Here is a 19,710-nt window from a genome sequence, read left to right as displayed (position 1 = left end):
CAGGTTTTGTATAAATATCAAGTGAAATATTAATAATTCCACATATCATTTTCCATATCAAGAATCTGTGCTTTAATTCTGTCGCTTTCTTCTATCTGCTCATCAGCATTTCTAGGAATATAATCTTTGATTACACCATCTCCTAAACCACTTGAAGATTTATAGATAATTGAAGAGAATCTTCTTGCATTGATGATATCATCGAAAGAAAGATCAGCAGAAGAGTTTTTTCTATTATACACGAAGTTATTCGCTAATATCTCTCTCGCACTTGGGTAATAAATCCAAAACAGGTCAATAAGCTCATTAGCTCCGGCCAAAGGCTGTCCGTCTGGCCCTGTTCTACCTTGTACAGCAGGATCTGGTCCCATTGCTGCAATACCTAGTGGTCTGTATTTCATCTGACCATCTCTTCTATCGATAAACCACATACCCATAATTTTTAATACTTTAACTTTATCAGTCGTCGTTTTAAAAATATCGGTATACTCTTTTTTCTCCTGTTCTGTAAGCTGTCTTCCAGAGTTTAGGATATCAATAGCAGCGTCAGAAACTCTTACACTTTCCAATCTTTTCTGAATTCCTTCAGGAGTTAATTTAGTTACAAAATTCTCATCATCATAAACTTCCTGGATTTTACCTGTTATTGCAGCATCCAGCAATAATTGATATAAAGATCTTGTTTGAGTAGCAAGAAGACCATCAGGATTATCATAGTATAATGGCTGATTAATCTTATCATTCATGTCAATAATCTCCCAAACAAACATACTTTTTAAGATATCTTTGTCCTCAACAAAACCATATTCCAAAGGTTTTACCGTTTTATCAACAATAGTATCTCCAACTTTCTGCTTGTTTTCAGCTCTCATTTGTCTGAACTCTTCAGGAGAAGAAGCATTCAGAATAGTCTGGGAAAAAGCAACTCCCGAAACTACTACTAAAAAAGCGCTTATATATTTTTTCATAATATTATTTTAACTTATTAAAATTACTGAACATTGATTACAACAGGAGAGATATTCTTCAATGTTTGATTTCCTAATCCTGTAGCAGTCGCTTTAATATCAAAAACATACACTACATCACCCGCTCTTACATTTTTAACCAATCCGGCAGCCTCTTCAAGACTATTACCTTTGATCAGCAATGCTGCTCTACCAGGTACTTTCACCATAAACTGATTAACAGTGAATGAAACAGGGAAATCGAAATCTGGTATTGCTGCCTGTACCATCTGATTTGGAATCGAAGTAGCAGGAATATTCAATACTGTCTGACCTCTCATCTGACCTTGAGGAGCCGGAACATTCTTAATTCTGTATTCAAATACCTGAGATACCGTTTTACCATAAGGATCAGTTCCAGATAATGTTAATTTCACAGTATTACCCGTAGAAGGAATAATATTCCATTTTCCAGGACCATTACCTTTTACTACAGCACCAGGAGCAGATAATGATAATTTAGAATTGTCAGCACCCAGGATAGAACCAGATACCGGGTTTTCTAATCCTCTGTACAATACATTCATCTTATCCGGAGAAAGTAATAATCCTTTTTCAAGTTTTACTTCTCTTGGCCCTGCAATTACATTATATGTATGCGTCCAAGGGAAACTTTGAGGTTTACCGGAAGCATCTGTTAAGGTAATAGTACCGTTTAGTTTATGCTCTCCAATACCATTTCCTGAAATAGAAATTGTTCCTTTTCCATTTTCTACTTTATTTACTCCCGTAATGCTAATCTTATTGCTATTAGAATAAGTACCTAACATTACTTTTACTTCAGCCTGTTTTCCAGCCTGAATATCAACAGGTCCTGCAACAATTGGCTCATAGCTGCTGAATTTAATACTAGCATCTACTTTCTCTTGAAGTAATAAGGCCAATGCATCAGACTGTACGTTTCTCGCATCATTCTGGATAATTTCCAGGTTAGAAATTGCTGCAATTAAAGGCTGATGATAAAACTTATTCTGAAACCATGTTTTCTCGTTTGGAGATTTTCCTTTAGGGTATTCAGCAATTAAAGATTTATTGGCTCTTTCAATCAAATCATTTAACTGATTGTTTTTTCCGAAAGTTGCTACAATATAATTTCTTACTTCATCAATTTTGGACTTCAATTCCAATGCTCCTTTAGAAGGGCTATTTTCATCTCCGTCAGCAAAAAAATAATGCGTAGTTGCTTCGTTATTATTAAGAGCTGCAAAATTCTCACTTACATCTACTTTATCAGAGAATTCTGATTCAGTTTTTAATTTAGTTTTAATTTTTTCAGCACTTTCTACTAAGGCATTAATTTTAGCTTTTAAAACCTTATACTGTTCCCATGGAGTAGCATAAGTATCCGGCACTTGTTGTGCCTTTAATTCTAGAGTTTTTTCAAAAATTTTCTCATTCTTTCTTTCTGTTAAAGTTCTTGTTTCATTAAGAGCTTTAGTCGAATCATAATAAGATCTGATGATTTCCGCATCAATATTTAGGGCCATCATAGCGATGAACACCAAATACATTAGGTTGATCATCTTCTGACGTGGAGTCTGTTTTCCTTGTGCCATTCTTTTTCTTTGTTTGGATTAAAAATTAAATTTAGAAATGGTTTGGAAATTAAGACTTCATAGCAGTTAACATACCACCATAAACTCTGTTTAAATTATTTAAGTTTGATGTTAAACCTTGTAACTCCTGGTTGAATTTTTCTGAATGCTCAGCAGACTTCTGCATATCTGCCACATATTTATTGGCAAATTCAGATTGTCTTTTACCATTCTCCAACTGCATCGCGTATAAAGCGTTCATGCTTTCCATGTGCTGAGCGGCAATGTTTAACTGATCATTATATTTGTGAGTAGAAGCAGAAACATCTACCGTCTGATTGATCTGATCCACTGAATTTGAAAATTTATCAATTCCTGTTCTTAATCTTTCAAACAATTGAACATCTAATTTAGCATCCTGTAACATTTTATCCAATTTTGTAGAAAGAGAGTTCTCTAATTCTGCAAATTGAGCAGCTGCATTATTTCTTGAAGAAACATTAGAATGTAAAGGGTTCGGGTTAGCATGTTTATCTAACAATTCAGGATAAACATTTTCCCAGGCATAAGACTCTTCTGATTTTGGAGGGTCGAAAGCGAAAATAATGAAGATGATTGCTTCAGTAATAAGTCCTACTGTAAGAGCAACGTTACCACTGATTGGTCCCAAGTTAATGTGAGTAATCTTAAGCCAAGCTCCAAGGATTACAATTGCAGCACCGAATGAATAAAAGAAATTCATCCAAGCATCTTTAGTCTTAAACATATAAGTTAGTTTTTTTTAATGATTAAAAATAAATTGTATTGAAAAATAATTATGTATCTGATTATCTGTTAACCCTTCTTGGCTTAACAGCAGCTTCAGGAATATCCTGTACAGTTCTGAATCCAATATAACTTCTTGCAGAATCTTTTCTTTCCCAATCTCTTGCACCAGTCATAAGCATTGCGCCTATATCTTTCCAAGAACCTCCTCTTACAGATTTCTTAGAATCTGATTTATCTTTAGTAGAAGGGTTTAGAGTTGAAGAAAATCCGTATGAAGAATTGTTGTAAGAAGATTCTGTCCATTCAGAAACGTTTCCAGCCATATCAAATAACCCAAATCCATTTTTCTTAAATTTCTTTACTGGAGCTGTATATGTATAAGTACCTTTTTTATCGTCTTCCATGTAATTACCACGCTTAGGCTTAAAGTTAGCCAGGTAGCATCCTCTGTCATCCATCAAATATGGACCTCCCCAAGGATAAGTAGCATTCTGCATACCTCCTCTTGCAGCATATTCCCATTCGATCTCTGTAGGTAAACGGAATTGTAATGGTCTCTGTTTTTTTCTTTTTAAGCTTTCATTGTAATCCGTTTTCAATTTAGATCTGAAATTACAATATGCTCTTGCCTGATCCCAGGTTACCCCAACAACAGGATAATCTTTATAAGCTTTATGCCAAAAATATTGTTCAAATAATGGCTCGTTATAGGCGAAGTGGAAATCTTTTACCCAAACAGTTGTGTCCGGATAGATTGCTATACTTTTGCTTTTAAGGTAGTTTACCCCTCTTTCATTGTCAGCAAGAGCAGCATCCATATCTCCCCACTGGTAATTATATTTTAATTTACTAACATCAAGGATTCTTTCATTACCAATTCTGGCAGAAGCTGGTAAATATAAAGACTCAAGAACTTCCGCATATTCTACATCAGGATATTTTGAAGTATTCCAATGCAATGGGATTTTCCAATCTAGTCTTTTACTTGCATCATATCCTCCATCTTCTCTTCCTCCTTGTCCTTCTAAATATTCCTGATACGGAGTAAGGTTTTCTTCTTTCTTAGCAAGGTATGCATAATCTCCGATGCTAGCACCTCTTCCTCCACCTTCACCACCTTCTCCGGCAGCTTCAGCAAGTAGAGTTCTGGCAATAGAGTCTCTTACGTAGTTAATGAATACTCTGTATTCTGCATTAGTAGTTTCTGCTTCATCCATAAAGAATGAGGACACAGTTACTGTTTTCAGTGCTGATTTCTCAGGAGTATGAGTGATATCCTGATCAGCTAAACCTGCGATAAAAGATCCTGCAGGAATTGCAACCATACCGTATGGTCTTTCAGCAACAAATGATTTAGTTTTTTCTCTTGGTATCAACTCTCCTTTTGTTCCTGGCTTCCCTACAGAAGAGCTACCACCACCTGAACAAGATACCGACGCTACCGACGCAGACAATAATAAAAGAAATATCCTTTTCATGTTAATTTTTATAATTAAGCCGTAAATATATAATTTTTTTTAAGAAACTTTTAAGATTTTTTTTGAAATAACGCGAGAAATCTAAATTTATTTTATTTCCTAGTATTTTTATTCTACAGTTACCGACTTAGCAAGGTTTCTGGGCTGATCTACATTGGCTCCTCTATATACTGCAATATAGTAAGCAAGCAGCTGTAAAGGCACAGATGCAACTATTGGAGAGAAGCATTCTGAAGTTTCAGGAATTTCGATAACGTAGTCTGCCATTTCGCTTACCTGCTGATCCCCTTTATTAACAACAGCAATCACCTTTCCTTTTCTTGCTTTAATTTCCTGAACATTACTTACGATCTTATCATAGTGTCCTTTTTTAGGCGCAATAATAACGATTGGCATATTCTCATCGATCAAAGCAATAGGTCCGTGCTTCATCTCCGCTGCAGGATACCCTTCTGCATGGATATAAGAGATTTCTTTCAATTTAAGAGCTCCCTCTAAAGCTGCTGGATAATTATAACCTCTACCTAAATACAAGAAGTTATGAACCCCTACGAAATCTTTAGCAATACTCTGAGTCAACTCATGTGTTGAACTCAAAACTTCTTCAATTTTCTTAGGAATTGCATCAAGCTCTGAAATGAGACTCATGAATTCAGCATTTCCAAGGTTACCATTATGCTTTCCTAGCTTGAATGCAATAAGTGTAAGGATCGTAAGCTGGGCAGTAAACGCCTTTGTAGAAGCTACTCCGATCTCTGGTCCGGCATGTGTATAAGAACCGGCATCCGTAATTCTTGCAATAGATGAATCCACTACATTACATATACCATATATAAATGCTCCTTTTTCTTTTGCCAGTTTTAAAGCCGCCATTGTATCGGCAGTTTCTCCCGATTGGGAAATCGCAATTACAACATCTTTATCTGTAATAATCGGGTTTCTATATCTGAATTCTGATGCATATTCCACTTCAACAGGGATTCTTGCATATTCTTCTATAAGATATTCACCAATCAAACCTGCATGCCATGAAGTACCACAAGCTATGATGATAATTCTGTTGGCATTTTTAAATTTCTCAACATGATCCCAGATTCCTGCCATCTTGATGATTCCTTCATCCACAAGTAATCTACCTCTCATTGTATCGTGGATCGATTTTGGTTGCTCAAAAATCTCTTTAAGCATGAAGTGCTCATATCCACCTTTTTCGATCTGCTCAAGGCTTAATTTTAATTGCTGGATTTCCGGCTCTATTCTTGAGTTTTCATTGATTGTTCTGATATCCACTCCTCCTTCCAAAGAAATTGTAGCCATATGTCCTTCTTCAAGATAGATTGCTTCTTTTGTAAACTCTACAAAAGGCGAGGCATCAGATGCAATAAAATATTCTTTATCTCCAATACCAATTGCTAAAGGAGAACCTAATCTTCCTACTACCAAAACACCCGGGTAATCCTCGTGCATTACAGTAATAGCATAAGCTCCGTAAACCTCGTTAAGTGCATATCTTACCGCAGTTGGAAAATCTGTTGCTACATTTATATCCATAAAATACTGGATAAGATTCACTAAAACTTCAGTATCTGTTTCAGACTTGAAAGTAAATCCTTTATCAGCAAGCATTTTTTTAATGGTATCATAGTTTTCAATGATTCCATTATGAATGATTGCAATTTTATTATTATTAGATAAATGCGGGTGAGAGTTTCTGTCACTTGGAACCCCATGAGTTGCCCAACGTGTGTGTCCCATCCCAATTTTCGCAGTACCTTTTAATTGAGCTGAAATATTAACAAGATCATCTACCTTTCCTTTTGTTTTTTCAACTTCAAATGAATTGTTTGCATTTTCCAAAACAATTCCCGCACTGTCGTATCCCCTGTATTCTAGTCTTCTAAGACCATTAATAACTACATCATAGGCATCCTGAAAGCCTGTATATCCAACTATTCCGCACATAATTTATTTTATTTGGTGTATGTTTTAATTTATTTTGTTCCGTAAGTAACGATTAACTGAACTCTTTTATCATTAGTAGAATCAGCAGAACCGACAAAAACAGCTCTATCTCTTGTGTATGATCTTGAAGTATATTTAGCCCCAGCAAGACCCGTGTTATCTGAATTAGATAAGAAACCTCCAATATCGATTCTATAATACTTATTAGTATTATTTGATGCATAATCGCCTGGTTTTCCTTCTACTAAATCTTTTACTGATTTTGTAACAATAAAGTCGTAATGAGCAGGAGTAGGATTTTTATCTAAATCAAAGACCTTATATATTGAGTAATTTGGAGATCCCGCAAGAGTCAATACATCACTAGTAAATGCAGTAGTAGTTATATAAGGTGGTGTTATAGAGCTTTCTTTTCTATCCTTTTGCAAGAAAGTGAACAGACTTGGTTTTACATAACTATTATTCCATGTAGAAGCATCTGTATATATTCTGATTTTAGCACTAATAATGGCAGCCTTATTATTCTGATATAGAGTTTTTAATTTCTGGATTTCTGAATCCGGAATTTTCACCCCGATAGAAGGTCCTCCCATTCCTTGCGCATACAGCTTTTTATCACCATCTACACGATTTCCTACCATATTTAAATTAATGGCAGTCGCCAATGCAGAATTCGATCTATCATATTGATATTTTCCAACATGTGTATTCCCTGCTCCTAAAGCAAATGAATAAGTTGCCTGAGGTCTGGTAACTGTTCCATTATCCGTTTTATCATATTTATAATACATGATCAATTCCATGTCGTTAGGAGAAAACTGGAATAAATATCCGTCATTTTCCTGAACGGAAATCCTAAGCCCTTTAAAATGTCTGATAAAGTTAGAAGCATCAGCGAGTTCCGGCTTACCTTTCTTATCAATAATTTTTTCCTGGAATAAAGTTTTACCGTTATCCAATGGAATCCTGATCGCCGGCGTAGTTGTTGAAAACAACGTACTGTTGTCAGAATCTTTAGTAATGGTCACAGTGTTAATTGTCCCTTTAAACTCTTTTGTTCCCAGTACAGTTGCATTATAGGCAAAATCAGCATTTGATTTTACACTATCCGTTGCTGCTCCTAAGAAATCCGTAACTTCATTGACATCAATATGGAATGTCTTTTTCGTTTTTCCGTATTTGTTAATAGGATATGTTTTAACTTCTTTTTTTGCAGCCACATTTCCATCCGGATACACATAATTTTCATCCGTTGTTGTTGTAAGTGAATCTGATGCATAGGTAGGTTTGATTACAAGAACCACTGAATCTACTTTTGCATTGGCCCCGAAATCAGGATTATAAGTAGATAATCTCAGCTGTGTAATGTAAGACGCCTTTTGCATTCCAAACTGGTCTTCATTAAAAGCACCTAAAACTGCTGATCCTAATTGAGTAGCGTCACTTTTAATGGAATCATTATTAAGGATGTTAAAAGCAATAACGTTGTAGGAAGTTTCATCTCCCTGAGCGGCTCCATCTAAAAATAATTGTTCTCCCAAAGAATCCGGATCCGGCTCACAATTATAAAGTAACACACTGCCGAAAATTGCCAGAGAAAGTATGGCAAAAGTTCTTTTAATAGTACGAGTCATTAAATGTCTTTTTAATAAAGTTTGTTTATGGAATCTACATCTAGATACTCTGATTTGGTTGTAGATGTTTCATTGAATGCCTTATCCAGGTCTCCATCCAGGAATTCATCTCCTTTTACAACCCCGTCTACATAATTCATGCTTTCAATGACAAAACTTTGAAAGCTTGGTTTATCTAACGCTTTTAGTCCCGAAATATTATCGAATTCTAGTTTTTCTCCGATTTTATCGTTAAGAGGGGCGTCTTTTTCATTATATAATGAAAGAACAATCTTAGCGTCTTTAAAATACGTATCGGATTTGTAGTAAGTTTTAAGATAAATAGGAACAAAAGAGGCCATCCAACCATTCAAATGAATGATATCCGGAACCCAGTTCAGCTTTTTAATAGTCTCAATTACTCCTCTTGCAAAAAATATCGCTCTTTCGTCGTTATCTTCAAAAGGGCTACCATCATCTTCATAGTAATATTGTTTTCTTTTGAAGTATTCTTCATTATCTATAAAATAGACCTGAAGTCTTTCCCCCGGAAGAGATGCCACTTTAATGATTAGAGGTTGGTCCAGGTCATTAATGATAATGTTCATTCCTGAGAGACGGATAACTTCATGGAGTTGGAATTTCCTTTCACTTATTTGTCCAAATCTTGGCATAAAAACTCTTACATCATTGCCTTCATTGTGCATTTTAAGCGCCATTTTGTTTACCACAGTAGCCATGTTTGTATCTTCCTGATATGGATACATTTCTGTAGTAATGTACAGTATTTTTTGATTCGGCATAAATTTCTATCTAATTTTTTGTAAAAATGCTTTAATGTGCAAAATTACAAAAAAACATCCAACATTATTTTAATTAACATTTTTTTACGAAAATTACCTTTTTCAAATTATCAAAAACGCAGTTTATTATCTGATATTTTAGTATTTTTGAATTGCTATTAAAATTAATTATGGAAGTTTTAAAAAATAAAAAAACACTTCAGGATTTCATTGAAAGACAGAAAGAAATGGGAAAAAGAATAGGATTTGCACCTACAATGGGAGCTCTTCACAATGGACATCTTTCTCTTTATGAAGTAGCAAGGAATGAAAATGATCTTGTGATTTCTTCAATTTTTGTTAATCCTACCCAATTCAATAACCCTGATGATCTTGCAAAATATCCACGGGATGTGAACCGGGATATACTTATTTTAGAAAATTCCGGATTAGTTGACGCCGTTTATATTCCTGAAATTACAGATATCTACCCTGAAAAAGCTGAAAGTCATCATTATGATTTTGACGGCCTGGAAAATGAAATGGAAGGAAAATCCAGACCTGGCCATTTTGATGGTGTAGGAACGGTAGTAGAAGAGCTTTTCAGGCAAATACAACCTGACAATGCTTATTTTGGAGAAAAAGATTTCCAGCAACTTGCTATTATTAAAAAATTGGTTGAGAAAAAGCATCTTCCTATAAAAATTACAGGAGTTCCTATTTACAGGGCAGATAACGGTCTCGCTTTAAGTTCAAGAAACCAAAGACTGCATGAAGATCGTAGGGAAGCTTCAAAAATTATTTATGAAACATTAAAAAAGGTCAATGATTGGTTCAGAGTAATCACCGTTCCTGAAATTAAAGAAAGAGTTGTTGATATTTTCGATCATCAGCATGGTATGAAGCTTGAGTACTTTATGATCGCAGATGAAAACTCATTAAAAGAAACAGACTTCTTTTATAGAGATAAATCCTACAGAGCTTTTATAGTTGTTGTGGTAGACGGTGTAAGACTAATTGATAATATGCATTTGGATTAACACAATCTCCTGATAATTTCGCAATACAAAAATGTAAACTTTGATTCCTTAATCGAAGTTTTTTTTGTTCACCTGCTCATATACAAAAAATCAAAGGCCTCCTGAAGGAAGCCTTTGAACACCAAATCACAAAATATTAATATGAAAAAAATTTACTTTTCAGTAAACTTGTGACCCGGCTGGGATTCGAACCCAGGACCCATACATTAAAAGTGTATTGCTCTACCAGCTGAGCTACCGAGTCGGTCGTAATTCTAATTTACAAATTTTAAATCAATATGCAACTTAAAATTTACTTTTCTTTGCAGTGCCTGCGACTGGACTCGAACCAGCACATCCTTAGGAAACCACCCCCTCAAGATGGCGTGTCTACCAATTTCACCACGCAGGCAAAAAAATTACAAAATTTAGTAATATTTTTGCTAGTGACCCGGCTGGGATTCGAACCCAGGACCCATACATTAAAAGTGTATTGCTCTACCAGCTGAGCTACCGAGTCGGCCACTTATTTTAAACAACTTTCATTTAAGTAATGTCCCTTGTTTTAAGTGGTGCAAAGATATAACTTTTTTTAATTTCTCAAAACTTTTTCGCAAATTTGTTTAAAAATATTTCATGATAATTTCACTAGTCGGATACATGGGTTGTGGCAAATCACACATTTCCAAAATTTTAAGCGAAAAAATAAATTTTAAATTAATTGACCTCGATAAAGAGATTTCCAGACGAAATAAATTAACTATTCCGGAAATTTTCGAAAAAAAGGGTGAAATCTACTTTAGAAAGCTGGAAAGAGAAACTTTGGAAGAAATACTCGCTACCGAAGAAAATCTCATTTTAAGCCTCGGCGGTGGAACTCCTGTTTATTACAATAATATGGAGATCATTAATAATAATTCTAAGAGCATTTTTCTGAGAGCTTCCGTTGGTACTTTAGCAGAAAGGCTTTCAAAACAGAAAGAAAAAAGACCATTAATCGCTAATATTTCTGATGAAAACCTTCCTGAGTTTATTGCTAAGCATTTATTTGAAAGAAATGAATTCTATAGCAAGGCTATGATTAGTGTGACTACAGACTCCAGAGAACCTGAAGCTATCGTTGATGAGATTATCGAGAAGCTCTATTTATGATTTCTCTTCAACCTCATTTTCCATTCCGTCGTCTTCACTTTCACCGAAAAAGTCGTCCCAATCCGTAAAATCTGATGCAATATCATTTTCTACATATCCATCCATGTCCCGTCTATCCTTTTTAGTTGGCCTTCCTTCTCCTCTGCTTCTGTAATAGTCCTGGGTCATTTTACGCATTTTAAGCAATTCGTATTGCTCTTTGTCTGTTACATCTTTGATATGAAGAGATACCAGTTTAGCTCCTATCCTGCTTTTCGGGATCTGGATTACTTTAATCTTATAATCAATCTGATTTTTACGGATTTTTATTACATCTCCTTCTTTTACCTCTTTTGAAGACTTTACAACAGTATCTCCAATGGAAACTCTGTTCTTCTTAATCTCCTCAGTTGCAACAGTTCTCGTTTTATAAAAACGAATGCTCCATAAAAATTTATCTATTCTCATAATTTTTTATACTTTTGCCGTTATATTATTTGTAAAGTAATTAAAGTTTTTGAAATGAAAAAAATATTTTTATATATCCTTGCAGGATCTCTTTGTTTTTCTGCTTGTAAAAAAGATGATGAGGCACAAACATTTGTTGAGCCCGATGATGTAGCAGTAAGAAATACCTATGATGATCAGGCTATCCAAAAGTTCCTGAACGACAACTATCTTGATACCCAAGGAAATATAAAAGCTTTCAGTGCTACTGATACCATTGATGACCATGAGAAGAAGCTAGCAGAATTAAATCCTGTAAAACTCCCTTCAGGAGTTGTGTACATCGTAAGAGCAGGTGCACAGCCTTCTCCGTCAAAAACAATAGGCGCTACCGATGTTCTTAGGATGATGGTAAGAGCAAATTATTATCTGGCGACCAATACAGACGGAACAGTAGCACTTGTAGCATCTTCAGTTTCCCCAAGCCTTGTCAATACAGTAAACGGAACCGGATCTCCCCTTTCGGATCCTATGTGGTATTATGTAAAGCAAGCAGTTATAAATGATAAAAACCTTCCTGCAGTAGCAAGAGAGAGAAAATACTACGAAATTGAAGGATTTCAGGAAGGGTTGAAGTTTTTCAAAGCAGCATCACCTGCTTTAACGGATGGGGCTCCTTATAATCTGCAGGGAGTAATTATTGTTCCTTCCAGAGCTGCTTTTGGAAGAGAGGCCCATTATAACTACACTGGATATTCTCTTCAAAACAGAACATTTGTATTTAATTTCCAGGTGTATGGAACATCAGATAGACCTGCAAATGAATAAGTAAAAGTTAAACATTAAATAAAAAAGCGCTTCAGTTATTCTGAAGCGCTTTTTATTTATCTACATTCTTGTTTTCTGTCTTACATTTCCTAAAATATCCGGAAAATAAAGATCCGCAAGATGATCGAATTCATCTCCCCTCATAAACATGGATGCATCTACTTCTTCATAAGAACTACGTCCTGCTGCAGCAATCAATTCATTACACGTATGAAGGGTATTTTTATGAAAATGATATACTCTTTCACTTTTATCTGTAACATCCAGTCCCTTGATCAGCATCTTATCCTGCGTAGCAACACCTGTAGGGCAATTGTTTGTATTACATCTGAGCGCCTGTATACATCCCAGTGAGAACATAAATCCTCTGGCATTATTGCACATGTCAGCTCCCATGGCTACCGCTCTTAAAATATCAAGGCTTGTCAGTACTTTACCACTGGCAATGACCCTTAGCTTTTTTCTAACATTATAATTGTTAAGTGTTTTATTTACAAAAATCAACGCCGGTTCCAAAGGCATTCCTACGCCATCTGAAAATTCCGGTGGTGCTGCACCCGTACCTCCTTCGGCTCCATCTATGGTAATAAAGTCCGGATATATTTTTAACACATTCATCTGAACACAGATGTCTTCAAATTCCTTTGTATCTCCTATACAAAGCTTAAACCCTACAGGCTTTCCTCCGGAAAGTTCTCTTAGTTGCTGTACAAATCTCAATAAACCTGCTGCATTGGAAAAAGCAGAGTGCGATGGTGGCGAAATCACGGTTACTCCTGGTGTTACGTGACGAATCTTTGCAATTTCAGGTGTATTTTTTACTCCCGGCAAAACTCCCCCATGTCCCGGCTTTGCCCCCTGAGATAATTTAATCTCAATCATTTTCACATTAGGCAATGTAGAATACTTTATAAAGAGATCCGGATTAAACTTTCCTTCTTCATCCCTGCATCCAAAATATCCTGTCCCTATTTGCCAGCATAAATCACCTCCTTCCAGGTGATGTGGGGAAATACCTCCTTCCCCTGTATTATGATAAAAATTACCTTTTTTCGCACCCCTGTTCAGTGAAATCTGTGCCCTGTCACTTAATGCTCCAAAACTCATCGCTGAAATATTAAATAACGACGCATGGTAAGGTTGCGTACACTGTTCCCCTCCTACCCATACTCTTGGTAATTCTTCGGATGGCGATTTAGCATATATAGAATGCTTAATCCCTTCATATTTTCTGTGATTAACCTCCAGTTGTGTTCCGAATGCCACGGTGTCGCTAAGGTTTTTTGCACGGCGGTAAACAGCTGAACGCTGATTTCTGGGAAAAGGCTTCCCATCTGTTTCCCTCTCAATAAAATATTGTTGCATCTCAGGAGAAATGCTTTCAAAAAAGTATCTGAAATATCCTAAAACAGGAAAGTTTCTTAAAATTGCATGCTTTGATTGTGTAACATTATAAACTCCAACAGCATAAATAATAGTAAGTAAAATAGGAATCCACCAATCCGCTTTTATCAAGAAAGCGATAGCCCAGGCTACAACTAAAATTATAGCACCCCAAAGCAAAAATTTATCTCTCATATCGTTTTTGAATTTTATCAAAGTTAAAAAAATACAGAATACTTTCCCGCATTCAGCTCCATTAAAAACGGTTCAAATTATTGTATTTTTTGTTTTTTTCAGTTTTCAATAGGAGCATGAAATTTATATCTTAAGACAAATCAGCAAAATCGTGCCGTCCAATGCACTTTCGAAATCTATAAGATACGAAATCCTCTTTGAATTTTGGTAATGACAATTTGCTTTCTATCCTCATCAATAATGATGAGAAGTCTGTAATAATATGAATAAGAAAGGAGATAAAAAGGCTATACCTTTTCTAAAAAGCTCTCAAAAGAATTAAGTACTGAAACCGTACCGTCAGCTTCTATTTTTTCAAGTTTTAAAAATTCAATCTGGTTAATCGATGCCTGGTCAAAATCTTTTTGGACTCTTACGTAGTTTTCAGTGAAACCATACATCTTGCCATCTTTATTTTCATGCTCCCAAAGGACCGGAAGTGTTTTTCCTAGCTGAGTTTGATAAAATGACATTTTTTTCTTTTCCGAAAGGATCCGCAACATTTTGTTGCGTTTTTTTTCTTTCAGGGATGGGAACAACCCCTTCCATATCTGCTGCTTCGGTATTTTCTCTTTCAGAATAAGTGAAAACATGAAGATAACTGATGGGAAGATCATTAAGGAAGTTATAGGTTTCCATGAACTTTTCTTCAGTTTCTCCAGGGAATCCAACAATCACATCAACACCAATAGCCGCATGAGGCATAACTTCACGAATTTTATTCACTCTATCCCGGTAAAGCTTTGTTAAATAACGTCGCTTCATTTTTTTCAACAGATCATCGCATCCGGATTGTAAAGGAATATGAAAATGAGGAACAAAGCTTCTGCTTCTGGAAACCAGTTCAATGCTCTCATCTTTCAGAAGATTAGGTTCAATAGACGAAATACGTATTCTCTCGATCCCATCTACCTGATCAAGCTCAGAAATCAGATCCAGAAAAGTATGCTCATGTCTTTTATTCCCGAATTCACCTTTTCCATAATCCCCAATATTCACTCCGGTAAGGACAATTTCTTTGATATCTCTTGCTGCAATTTCTTTAGCATTATTAAGAACACTTTCGATCGTATCTGATCTAGAAATCCCTCTTGCTAAAGGAATGGTACAATAGGTACATTTATAATCGCAACCGTCCTGAACTTTCAAAAAGGCTCTTGTTCTGTCACCGATTGAGTAGCTTCCTATAAAAAAGTCGGTTTCTTCAATCTCACAGGAATGAACAATTCCCTCACTTTCAGATTTTTCTAAATCGTCAAGATAACTCAGGATATTGAACTTTTCTTTGGCACCTAATACCAAATCAACTCCATTAATTTGTGAAATTTCTTCAGGCTTGAGCTGAGCATAGCAACCAACAATAACAACCAGTCCTTCTGGATTCGCTTTCATTGCTCTTTTTACATGAAGTTTACACTCACGGTCTGCATTTTCAGTAACGGAACAGGTATTGATCACATAAACATCAGCCTTATCATCAAAACCTACCTTATCATATCCGGCATCTGTTAATTGACGAGCAATAGTAGATGTTTCCGCAAAATTTAATTTGCAGCCAAGGGTATGAAATGCGGCGGTTTTATGAAAATTTGACATTTTTATCAGTCCTGAATTTTATGAGTGCAAAGATAGTAATTTAAATAAAGACTCTAAATTGATTCGGTCTATTGTTTGTAATCGTCTCTGACTTCCGGGTTATTTTCAAAACAAACAGATGAGGAATTACCTTTAAATTCAGTATCATTCCATTTATTTTTCATTTCCATGTTGAACTCCTGAGATTTATTTCTTGGAATCGAAAGCGTTTTCCAATCATCATTTTTTATCATTTTAGCAATATAAACGATCTGCCCGATATGATAGGGATAATGGGCCAGCTGACGAAAAACAGCATCTAAAACCGTATGCCCTTCTCCTCTAATATAAATCGTAGCATACAGGTTTTCATCAGTGATCTGATCTAATGCATTCAATAAACAACTCCAGCCTTTTTCCCAGAAATTGATAACCTCCTCCTTTGTTTTAAATGCATTGACAAATTCTTCATCGCGGTTTCTATATTCCTTTTCCCCATCTTCTGTTAAAAAATTCGTCCATCGTGAAATCATATTTCCTGCAACATGCTTTACAATTACTGCAATAGAATTGCTCTCGTTATTAAACTGCCAGAATAGCTGCTCTTCTGACAGTTGTTCAAAAGCCCTGTCTCCAAGAGATTTATAATAACTAAATCGTTTGATAAATAATTCTTTCATTCATTAAATTTAAAAATATTGAAAGAAAAACCATCTTTTTAGGATGGTTTTTTTATGATTATCAAATATTAATCCCTGTTTTTCACCAGTATCCAGCTTGAGAATTTAACCGGTGTATTTTTCTTATCATTTTCGTTCCAGGTTACAGAGTACCAATATGTCCCTGTAGGAACCTTTTTACTGCCATTGGTAGTACCATCCCATTTATATCCATTTGTTTTGTCGGCCTGGTGAACCTTATTACCATACCTGTCGAAGATACTCAATATTAAATTTTGTTTGTTAGCCAGCGCTGAATAATCAATTACATCATTAATTCCATCATTATTCGGTGTAATTACATTGATCAGGTTCGGTACCACCACAGTAATATCAATTGGATCACAGTCATAAGAATCCTTTACATAAACCTGGCTATCTCCTCTCGGTACATTGCTAAATACATTAGAAGTCTGCCAGTTGATATTATCTAATGAATATTGATAAGGAGGTGTTCCTCCGTTAACCGTAACTGTAATGGTGTTGGTCGAAATATCTATATTGGATATTACCGGCTGCTCACTTGCATACACTTTTACCTCCTGAGTTGTGATGCATTCTCCAGTTTTTAGTTTTACCCAATAAGTCCCTACGCTTACGTTTGTGATCGCCTGGGTTGTAGCTCCTGTACTCCAGAGGTATGAATCGAAGCCGGGACCGGCATCCAATGTGGTAGTATCCTCCATACAGATGGTTTTATCAGTAAGGACTGTCGATTTTACCGGTGGGAGCACAGCTAGAGTAACTTTTGCGACGGCAAAACAATTATTTGAATTGAATACTTTTATGTATACCACACCATTAGAAGCGATGTACGCAGACGGTGTTGCGATTTCATTTGTTCCATTCACCGCGTCAGTAAGTGAAGGATAATATTTCTTGGTTACGGGTGCCTGTATAGTAACCGATGCGGCGGTAAGATTAAAAGACGCTGTAGAGGAGGCGCCTTCAATAAAACATGATCTCAAAATAGCATCATTTACAACCACCACAGGATAAAACTTAAGATAAATCATCCCTGTTCCAATACATCCCAGCTGGGAAATTATTTTTACATATACTGTTGCTTCAGCAGATACATATGCAGAAGGATTCAGAATTTCATTAGTACCTGCATTAAGATCGTTTAAAGACGGATAATATTTTTTAACTGCTGTAGGATCACCAAAAACAGCAGCAGTTGTAAGATCAAATGCTGCCGTACCCGCATTATTATTGTTGCAGGCAAATAAAGAAACGTTATTCCCTGTTATATTTCCCAGCTTAAATTTAAAGGCACCCACCTGCCTGCATGAATTGATTGGATTGTTGGGATTCGCAGGATCCTGATAATGTATACTGAAATAATAAGTTGTTGTTGTATTAACGATAATAGGAGTTAAAATCGGGCTTGCACCAGAAAGGGCATCATTTTGTGAAGTATGGTACGTTATCTGGAAATTAGGGTTCGCATTAAGAATGCCTGCAGTCAAAGTACTGAAATCAAAAACAGCCGGACTATTACATATAATAACTTCACGTGGGTCAGCAGGATTAGCCGCAGGAACCCCCGGAGGGACAAATGGATGTGGCTGTATTGCAGGGTCCGTGAAAGGAGACGCCAAAGCAGCAGTACCTCCCCAGGTTAAAGAAAACGGAGCCATTGTAGTACTGGCAGCACCCACCCAGTTATCTATATACAAATAATAAGTCTGACCTGGCAAAACATCTAAATATTTACAATAAGGAGTCAGTGATCCACCAGGCGCATCTACAATGGTACTTGTCATATTTAATCCTGTAGACGGACCTACACCAATCACAGTTGCAGCATTACAGCGTATAGGAGATCCTAAACTTCCGCAAGCTACATTAGGACCATAAATAGCCCAATCATAATCCGCATCCGGATCATTGGGCACCAAATCAAAAGTAAGCGTTCCGCCAGTGGCAATAGTAAGTTTATACCAAATTGAATTGTGTTCGCCTGTTATTAAGCACCCTCCTAAATTTTCATTTACAGCTCCAATTCCTGTGGGAGAATATGTAATGCTTGAATTTCCACAAACCGATAATGCAGATGAACAATCTGCCTGGGAAAAGAGGATTTGTGAGATCAATAAAAAAATAATAAGTAAATTTTTCCTCATGAATACATGCTTTTGTTAGAAATTAATCAATAATTAAATCAATACACAACAGATATATCAAATATACTTATTATTTCATTAAAATTTATAAAACAACAAAAATCATTAACAATAAATATTAAAAATATGTAATTATTAAACAAAAACACATCTATTGAAGAATTATTTTATACTTGTCAAATTACCACATAAATTCTCAAGATGGAAAATTTTGTGAAAAGGACTTTTGACTTCATTCAGATGTTCTTTATCCTGAATAAAGGTATATCGCGATGCAATAGAATTCATATCTGAAACGATCACAAGCCAGCATTCGTCTACTGAAGTGTCGTAATAAGGAAATTTTTCATTCTTTTTCTCAATCAGTTCAAGTATTTTATCCGAGCATAATTCATCAAATAAATTCATACTGTATTCATGTGTAATAAATACATTTCTACGATGAAAAGACTTCCTGATTTTTTTTAACGAAGCCTACCGGTTTGTTTTTCTTTATGCTCTTACAGATGGCAAGAATACTTTCCTGCTGTTCCTCGGGATTATCAAACCTGAAATCCGAATGAAATTCTAAAAAATAAACACCACGATATTTCGTAGTGTCTTCTTGTTCTAATAATATTTCAGCCTGACGGAAAATCTTGTTAAGATTACTTTCTATCTTCTTCATTTCCAAATGATTGATAACCTCAGTGAGTTCTATTCCAATTTTTTTATCATTTAAATTAGCGATAAAGTCGGGACTTTCACAGGTAAGGTTTTCAAATTTAACATCAGGAAAATGATGCATAAAAGAATTTAACAGTAAAATTTCTGATTTTTTCTTATACTTTTCGCGGTCATGAAGCTGAGATTCGTCTATTTTACGATGATACTTTTCTATCGGCTTTTTTTTCAAATGTCGATTCAGGTAATATAAGCTTAGATTCTTGATTAAATCTTCATCGGAAAACACCTTTTTCATGACTGCCTTTTTATTAATGGTTAATAAAACATGGAACCTAAAGTTTCATCTGAGAAGTTTTTGATTATCAAAAAATTACACTTAAAGGTAAGCAAAAAAACTATTCAACAGATATTTTTAAAAATAAATTGTCAAATAA

General features: G+C 35.5%; 16 protein-coding genes, 3 tRNA genes and 1 pseudogene. 3 read left to right on the top strand and 17 right to left on the bottom strand.

The window, feature by feature from the left end:
- Nucleotides 1-29 precede the first annotated feature (29 nt).
- The 7 genes from porN to ACJ5H0_RS18620 form a co-directional block, all read right to left on the bottom strand.
- Entirely contained in the window at nucleotides 30-968 is a 939-nt protein-coding gene (porN, locus tag ACJ5H0_RS18650; protein ID WP_172283881.1) for a type IX secretion system ring subunit PorN/GldN, read from the bottom strand.
- A gap of 23 nt (nucleotides 969-991) precedes the next feature.
- A complete protein-coding gene (gene porM, locus ACJ5H0_RS18645; protein WP_411251323.1) occupies nucleotides 992-2,563 on the bottom strand; it encodes a type IX secretion system motor protein PorM/GldM in 1,572 nt (523 codons plus the stop codon).
- Between the two features lie 49 nt (nucleotides 2,564-2,612).
- The gene (porL, locus tag ACJ5H0_RS18640; RefSeq protein ID WP_172283877.1) at nucleotides 2,613-3,308 is read right to left on the bottom strand and encodes a type IX secretion system motor protein PorL/GldL; all 696 of its coding nucleotides are present in this window, start codon (nucleotides 3,306-3,308) and stop codon (nucleotides 2,613-2,615) included.
- A gap of 61 nt (nucleotides 3,309-3,369) precedes the next feature.
- Nucleotides 3,370-4,788, bottom strand: a complete 1,419-nt coding sequence (gene porK / locus ACJ5H0_RS18635; protein ID WP_172283875.1) for a T9SS ring complex lipoprotein PorK/GldK — start codon at nucleotides 4,786-4,788, stop codon at nucleotides 3,370-3,372.
- 108 nt (nucleotides 4,789-4,896) lie between these two features.
- Nucleotides 4,897-6,750 carry a glutamine--fructose-6-phosphate transaminase (isomerizing) gene (gene glmS / locus ACJ5H0_RS18630; protein ID WP_172283874.1) on the bottom strand — a complete coding sequence of 618 codons (1,854 nt, stop codon included), beginning with the start codon at nucleotides 6,748-6,750 and terminating at the stop codon, nucleotides 4,897-4,899.
- Between the two features lie 29 nt (nucleotides 6,751-6,779).
- Nucleotides 6,780-8,384, bottom strand: coding sequence for a DUF4270 family protein (locus ACJ5H0_RS18625; RefSeq protein WP_411251320.1), 1,605 nt, complete (start codon nucleotides 8,382-8,384; stop codon nucleotides 6,780-6,782).
- Between the two features lie 11 nt (nucleotides 8,385-8,395).
- Nucleotides 8,396-9,166 (bottom strand): glycogen/starch synthase, encoded by a 771-nt coding sequence (locus ACJ5H0_RS18620; RefSeq protein WP_172283870.1) that lies wholly within the window; start codon nucleotides 9,164-9,166, stop codon nucleotides 8,396-8,398.
- A 170-nt stretch (nucleotides 9,167-9,336) separates the two neighbouring features.
- Here ACJ5H0_RS18620 and panC point away from each other — a divergent pair, with 170 nt between their 5' ends.
- Nucleotides 9,337-10,185: a pantoate--beta-alanine ligase gene (gene panC / locus ACJ5H0_RS18615; RefSeq protein ID WP_411251316.1), complete on the top strand. Its 849-nt coding sequence runs from the start codon at nucleotides 9,337-9,339 to the stop codon at nucleotides 10,183-10,185.
- 171 nt (nucleotides 10,186-10,356) lie between these two features.
- Here panC and ACJ5H0_RS18610 read toward each other — a convergent pair.
- The 3 genes from ACJ5H0_RS18610 to ACJ5H0_RS18600 all read right to left on the bottom strand — a co-directional run bounded on the left by ACJ5H0_RS18610 (nucleotide 10,357) and on the right by ACJ5H0_RS18600 (nucleotide 10,684).
- Nucleotides 10,357-10,429 (bottom strand) — tRNA-Lys (locus tag ACJ5H0_RS18610).
- Between the two features lie 64 nt (nucleotides 10,430-10,493).
- A tRNA-Leu gene (locus tag ACJ5H0_RS18605) sits at nucleotides 10,494-10,576 on the bottom strand.
- A 35-nt stretch (nucleotides 10,577-10,611) separates the two neighbouring features.
- Nucleotides 10,612-10,684, bottom strand: a tRNA-Lys gene (locus tag ACJ5H0_RS18600).
- Between the two features lie 116 nt (nucleotides 10,685-10,800).
- On the opposite strand from ACJ5H0_RS18600, the gene ACJ5H0_RS18595 reads away from it, so the two are divergent.
- Nucleotides 10,801-11,316, top strand: a complete 516-nt coding sequence (locus tag ACJ5H0_RS18595; RefSeq protein ID WP_345990527.1) for a shikimate kinase — start codon at nucleotides 10,801-10,803, stop codon at nucleotides 11,314-11,316.
- On the opposite strand, the gene ACJ5H0_RS18590 is transcribed toward ACJ5H0_RS18595, so the two are convergent.
- Complete coding sequence (locus tag ACJ5H0_RS18590; RefSeq protein WP_172283865.1) at nucleotides 11,311-11,763, bottom strand: RNA-binding S4 domain-containing protein; 453 nt, start codon at nucleotides 11,761-11,763, stop codon at nucleotides 11,311-11,313. The two genes, ACJ5H0_RS18595 and ACJ5H0_RS18590, sit on opposite strands and share 6 nt — an antisense overlap.
- 54 nt (nucleotides 11,764-11,817) lie before the next feature.
- Here ACJ5H0_RS18590 and ACJ5H0_RS18585 point away from each other — a divergent pair, with 54 nt between their 5' ends.
- The gene (locus ACJ5H0_RS18585; protein ID WP_411251313.1) at nucleotides 11,818-12,570 is read left to right on the top strand and encodes a type 2 periplasmic-binding domain-containing protein; all 753 of its coding nucleotides are present in this window, start codon (nucleotides 11,818-11,820) and stop codon (nucleotides 12,568-12,570) included.
- A gap of 60 nt (nucleotides 12,571-12,630) precedes the next feature.
- Here the strand turns inward: ACJ5H0_RS18585 and ACJ5H0_RS18580 are convergent, their stop codons facing one another.
- The 6 genes and pseudogenes from ACJ5H0_RS18580 to ACJ5H0_RS18555 all read right to left on the bottom strand — a co-directional run bounded on the left by ACJ5H0_RS18580 (nucleotide 12,631) and on the right by ACJ5H0_RS18555 (nucleotide 19,571).
- Complete coding sequence (locus ACJ5H0_RS18580; RefSeq protein WP_172283861.1) at nucleotides 12,631-14,148, bottom strand: FMN-binding glutamate synthase family protein; 1,518 nt, start codon at nucleotides 14,146-14,148, stop codon at nucleotides 12,631-12,633.
- 287 nt (nucleotides 14,149-14,435) lie between these two features.
- Nucleotides 14,436-15,783 (bottom strand): annotated as a pseudogene (gene mtaB / locus ACJ5H0_RS18575) (tRNA (N(6)-L-threonylcarbamoyladenosine(37)-C(2))-methylthiotransferase MtaB).
- A 68-nt stretch (nucleotides 15,784-15,851) separates the two neighbouring features.
- Nucleotides 15,852-16,442, bottom strand: coding sequence for a DUF1572 domain-containing protein (locus tag ACJ5H0_RS18570; protein WP_411251310.1), 591 nt, complete (start codon nucleotides 16,440-16,442; stop codon nucleotides 15,852-15,854).
- A 68-nt stretch (nucleotides 16,443-16,510) separates the two neighbouring features.
- Nucleotides 16,511-18,610: a T9SS type B sorting domain-containing protein gene (locus ACJ5H0_RS18565; RefSeq protein ID WP_411251307.1), complete on the bottom strand. Its 2,100-nt coding sequence runs from the start codon at nucleotides 18,608-18,610 to the stop codon at nucleotides 16,511-16,513.
- A gap of 162 nt (nucleotides 18,611-18,772) precedes the next feature.
- Nucleotides 18,773-19,018 (bottom strand): hypothetical protein, encoded by a 246-nt coding sequence (locus tag ACJ5H0_RS18560; RefSeq protein WP_411251305.1) that lies wholly within the window; start codon nucleotides 19,016-19,018, stop codon nucleotides 18,773-18,775.
- A 28-nt stretch (nucleotides 19,019-19,046) separates the two neighbouring features.
- Nucleotides 19,047-19,571, bottom strand: a complete 525-nt coding sequence (locus tag ACJ5H0_RS18555; RefSeq protein ID WP_411251303.1) for a hypothetical protein — start codon at nucleotides 19,569-19,571, stop codon at nucleotides 19,047-19,049.
- Nucleotides 19,572-19,710 lie beyond the last annotated feature (139 nt).

Origin of the sequence: Chryseobacterium proteolyticum (assembly GCF_046591535.1) — a bacterium.
In the GTDB taxonomy this organism is placed as follows: Bacteria; Bacteroidota; Bacteroidia; order Flavobacteriales; family Weeksellaceae; genus Chryseobacterium; species Chryseobacterium proteolyticum.
This window is presented reverse-complemented; position numbering and strand designations above follow the sequence as displayed.

Coding starts and splice junctions, on each gene's coding strand:
- porN (WP_172283881.1), bottom strand. CDS start 968: ATGAAAAAATATATAAGCGCTTTTTTAGTAGTAGTTTCGGGAGTTGCT.
- porM (WP_411251323.1), bottom strand. CDS start 2,563: ATGGCACAAGGAAAACAGACTCCACGTCAGAAGATGATCAACCTAATG.
- porL (WP_172283877.1), bottom strand. CDS start 3,308: ATGTTTAAGACTAAAGATGCTTGGATGAATTTCTTTTATTCATTCGGT.
- porK (WP_172283875.1), bottom strand. CDS start 4,788: ATGAAAAGGATATTTCTTTTATTATTGTCTGCGTCGGTAGCGTCGGTA.
- glmS (WP_172283874.1), bottom strand. CDS start 6,750: ATGTGCGGAATAGTTGGATATACAGGCTTTCAGGATGCCTATGATGTA.
- ACJ5H0_RS18625 (WP_411251320.1), bottom strand. CDS start 8,384: ATGACTCGTACTATTAAAAGAACTTTTGCCATACTTTCTCTGGCAATT.
- ACJ5H0_RS18620 (WP_172283870.1), bottom strand. CDS start 9,166: ATGCCGAATCAAAAAATACTGTACATTACTACAGAAATGTATCCATAT.
- panC (WP_411251316.1), top strand. CDS start 9,337: ATGGAAGTTTTAAAAAATAAAAAAACACTTCAGGATTTCATTGAAAGA.
- ACJ5H0_RS18595 (WP_345990527.1), top strand. CDS start 10,801: ATGATAATTTCACTAGTCGGATACATGGGTTGTGGCAAATCACACATT.
- ACJ5H0_RS18590 (WP_172283865.1), bottom strand. CDS start 11,763: ATGAGAATAGATAAATTTTTATGGAGCATTCGTTTTTATAAAACGAGA.
- ACJ5H0_RS18585 (WP_411251313.1), top strand. CDS start 11,818: ATGAAAAAAATATTTTTATATATCCTTGCAGGATCTCTTTGTTTTTCT.
- ACJ5H0_RS18580 (WP_172283861.1), bottom strand. CDS start 14,148: ATGAGAGATAAATTTTTGCTTTGGGGTGCTATAATTTTAGTTGTAGCC.
- ACJ5H0_RS18570 (WP_411251310.1), bottom strand. CDS start 16,442: ATGAAAGAATTATTTATCAAACGATTTAGTTATTATAAATCTCTTGGA.
- ACJ5H0_RS18565 (WP_411251307.1), bottom strand. CDS start 18,610: ATGAGGAAAAATTTACTTATTATTTTTTTATTGATCTCACAAATCCTC.
- ACJ5H0_RS18560 (WP_411251305.1), bottom strand. CDS start 19,018: ATGAATTTATTTGATGAATTATGCTCGGATAAAATACTTGAACTGATT.
- ACJ5H0_RS18555 (WP_411251303.1), bottom strand. CDS start 19,571: ATGAAAAAGGTGTTTTCCGATGAAGATTTAATCAAGAATCTAAGCTTA.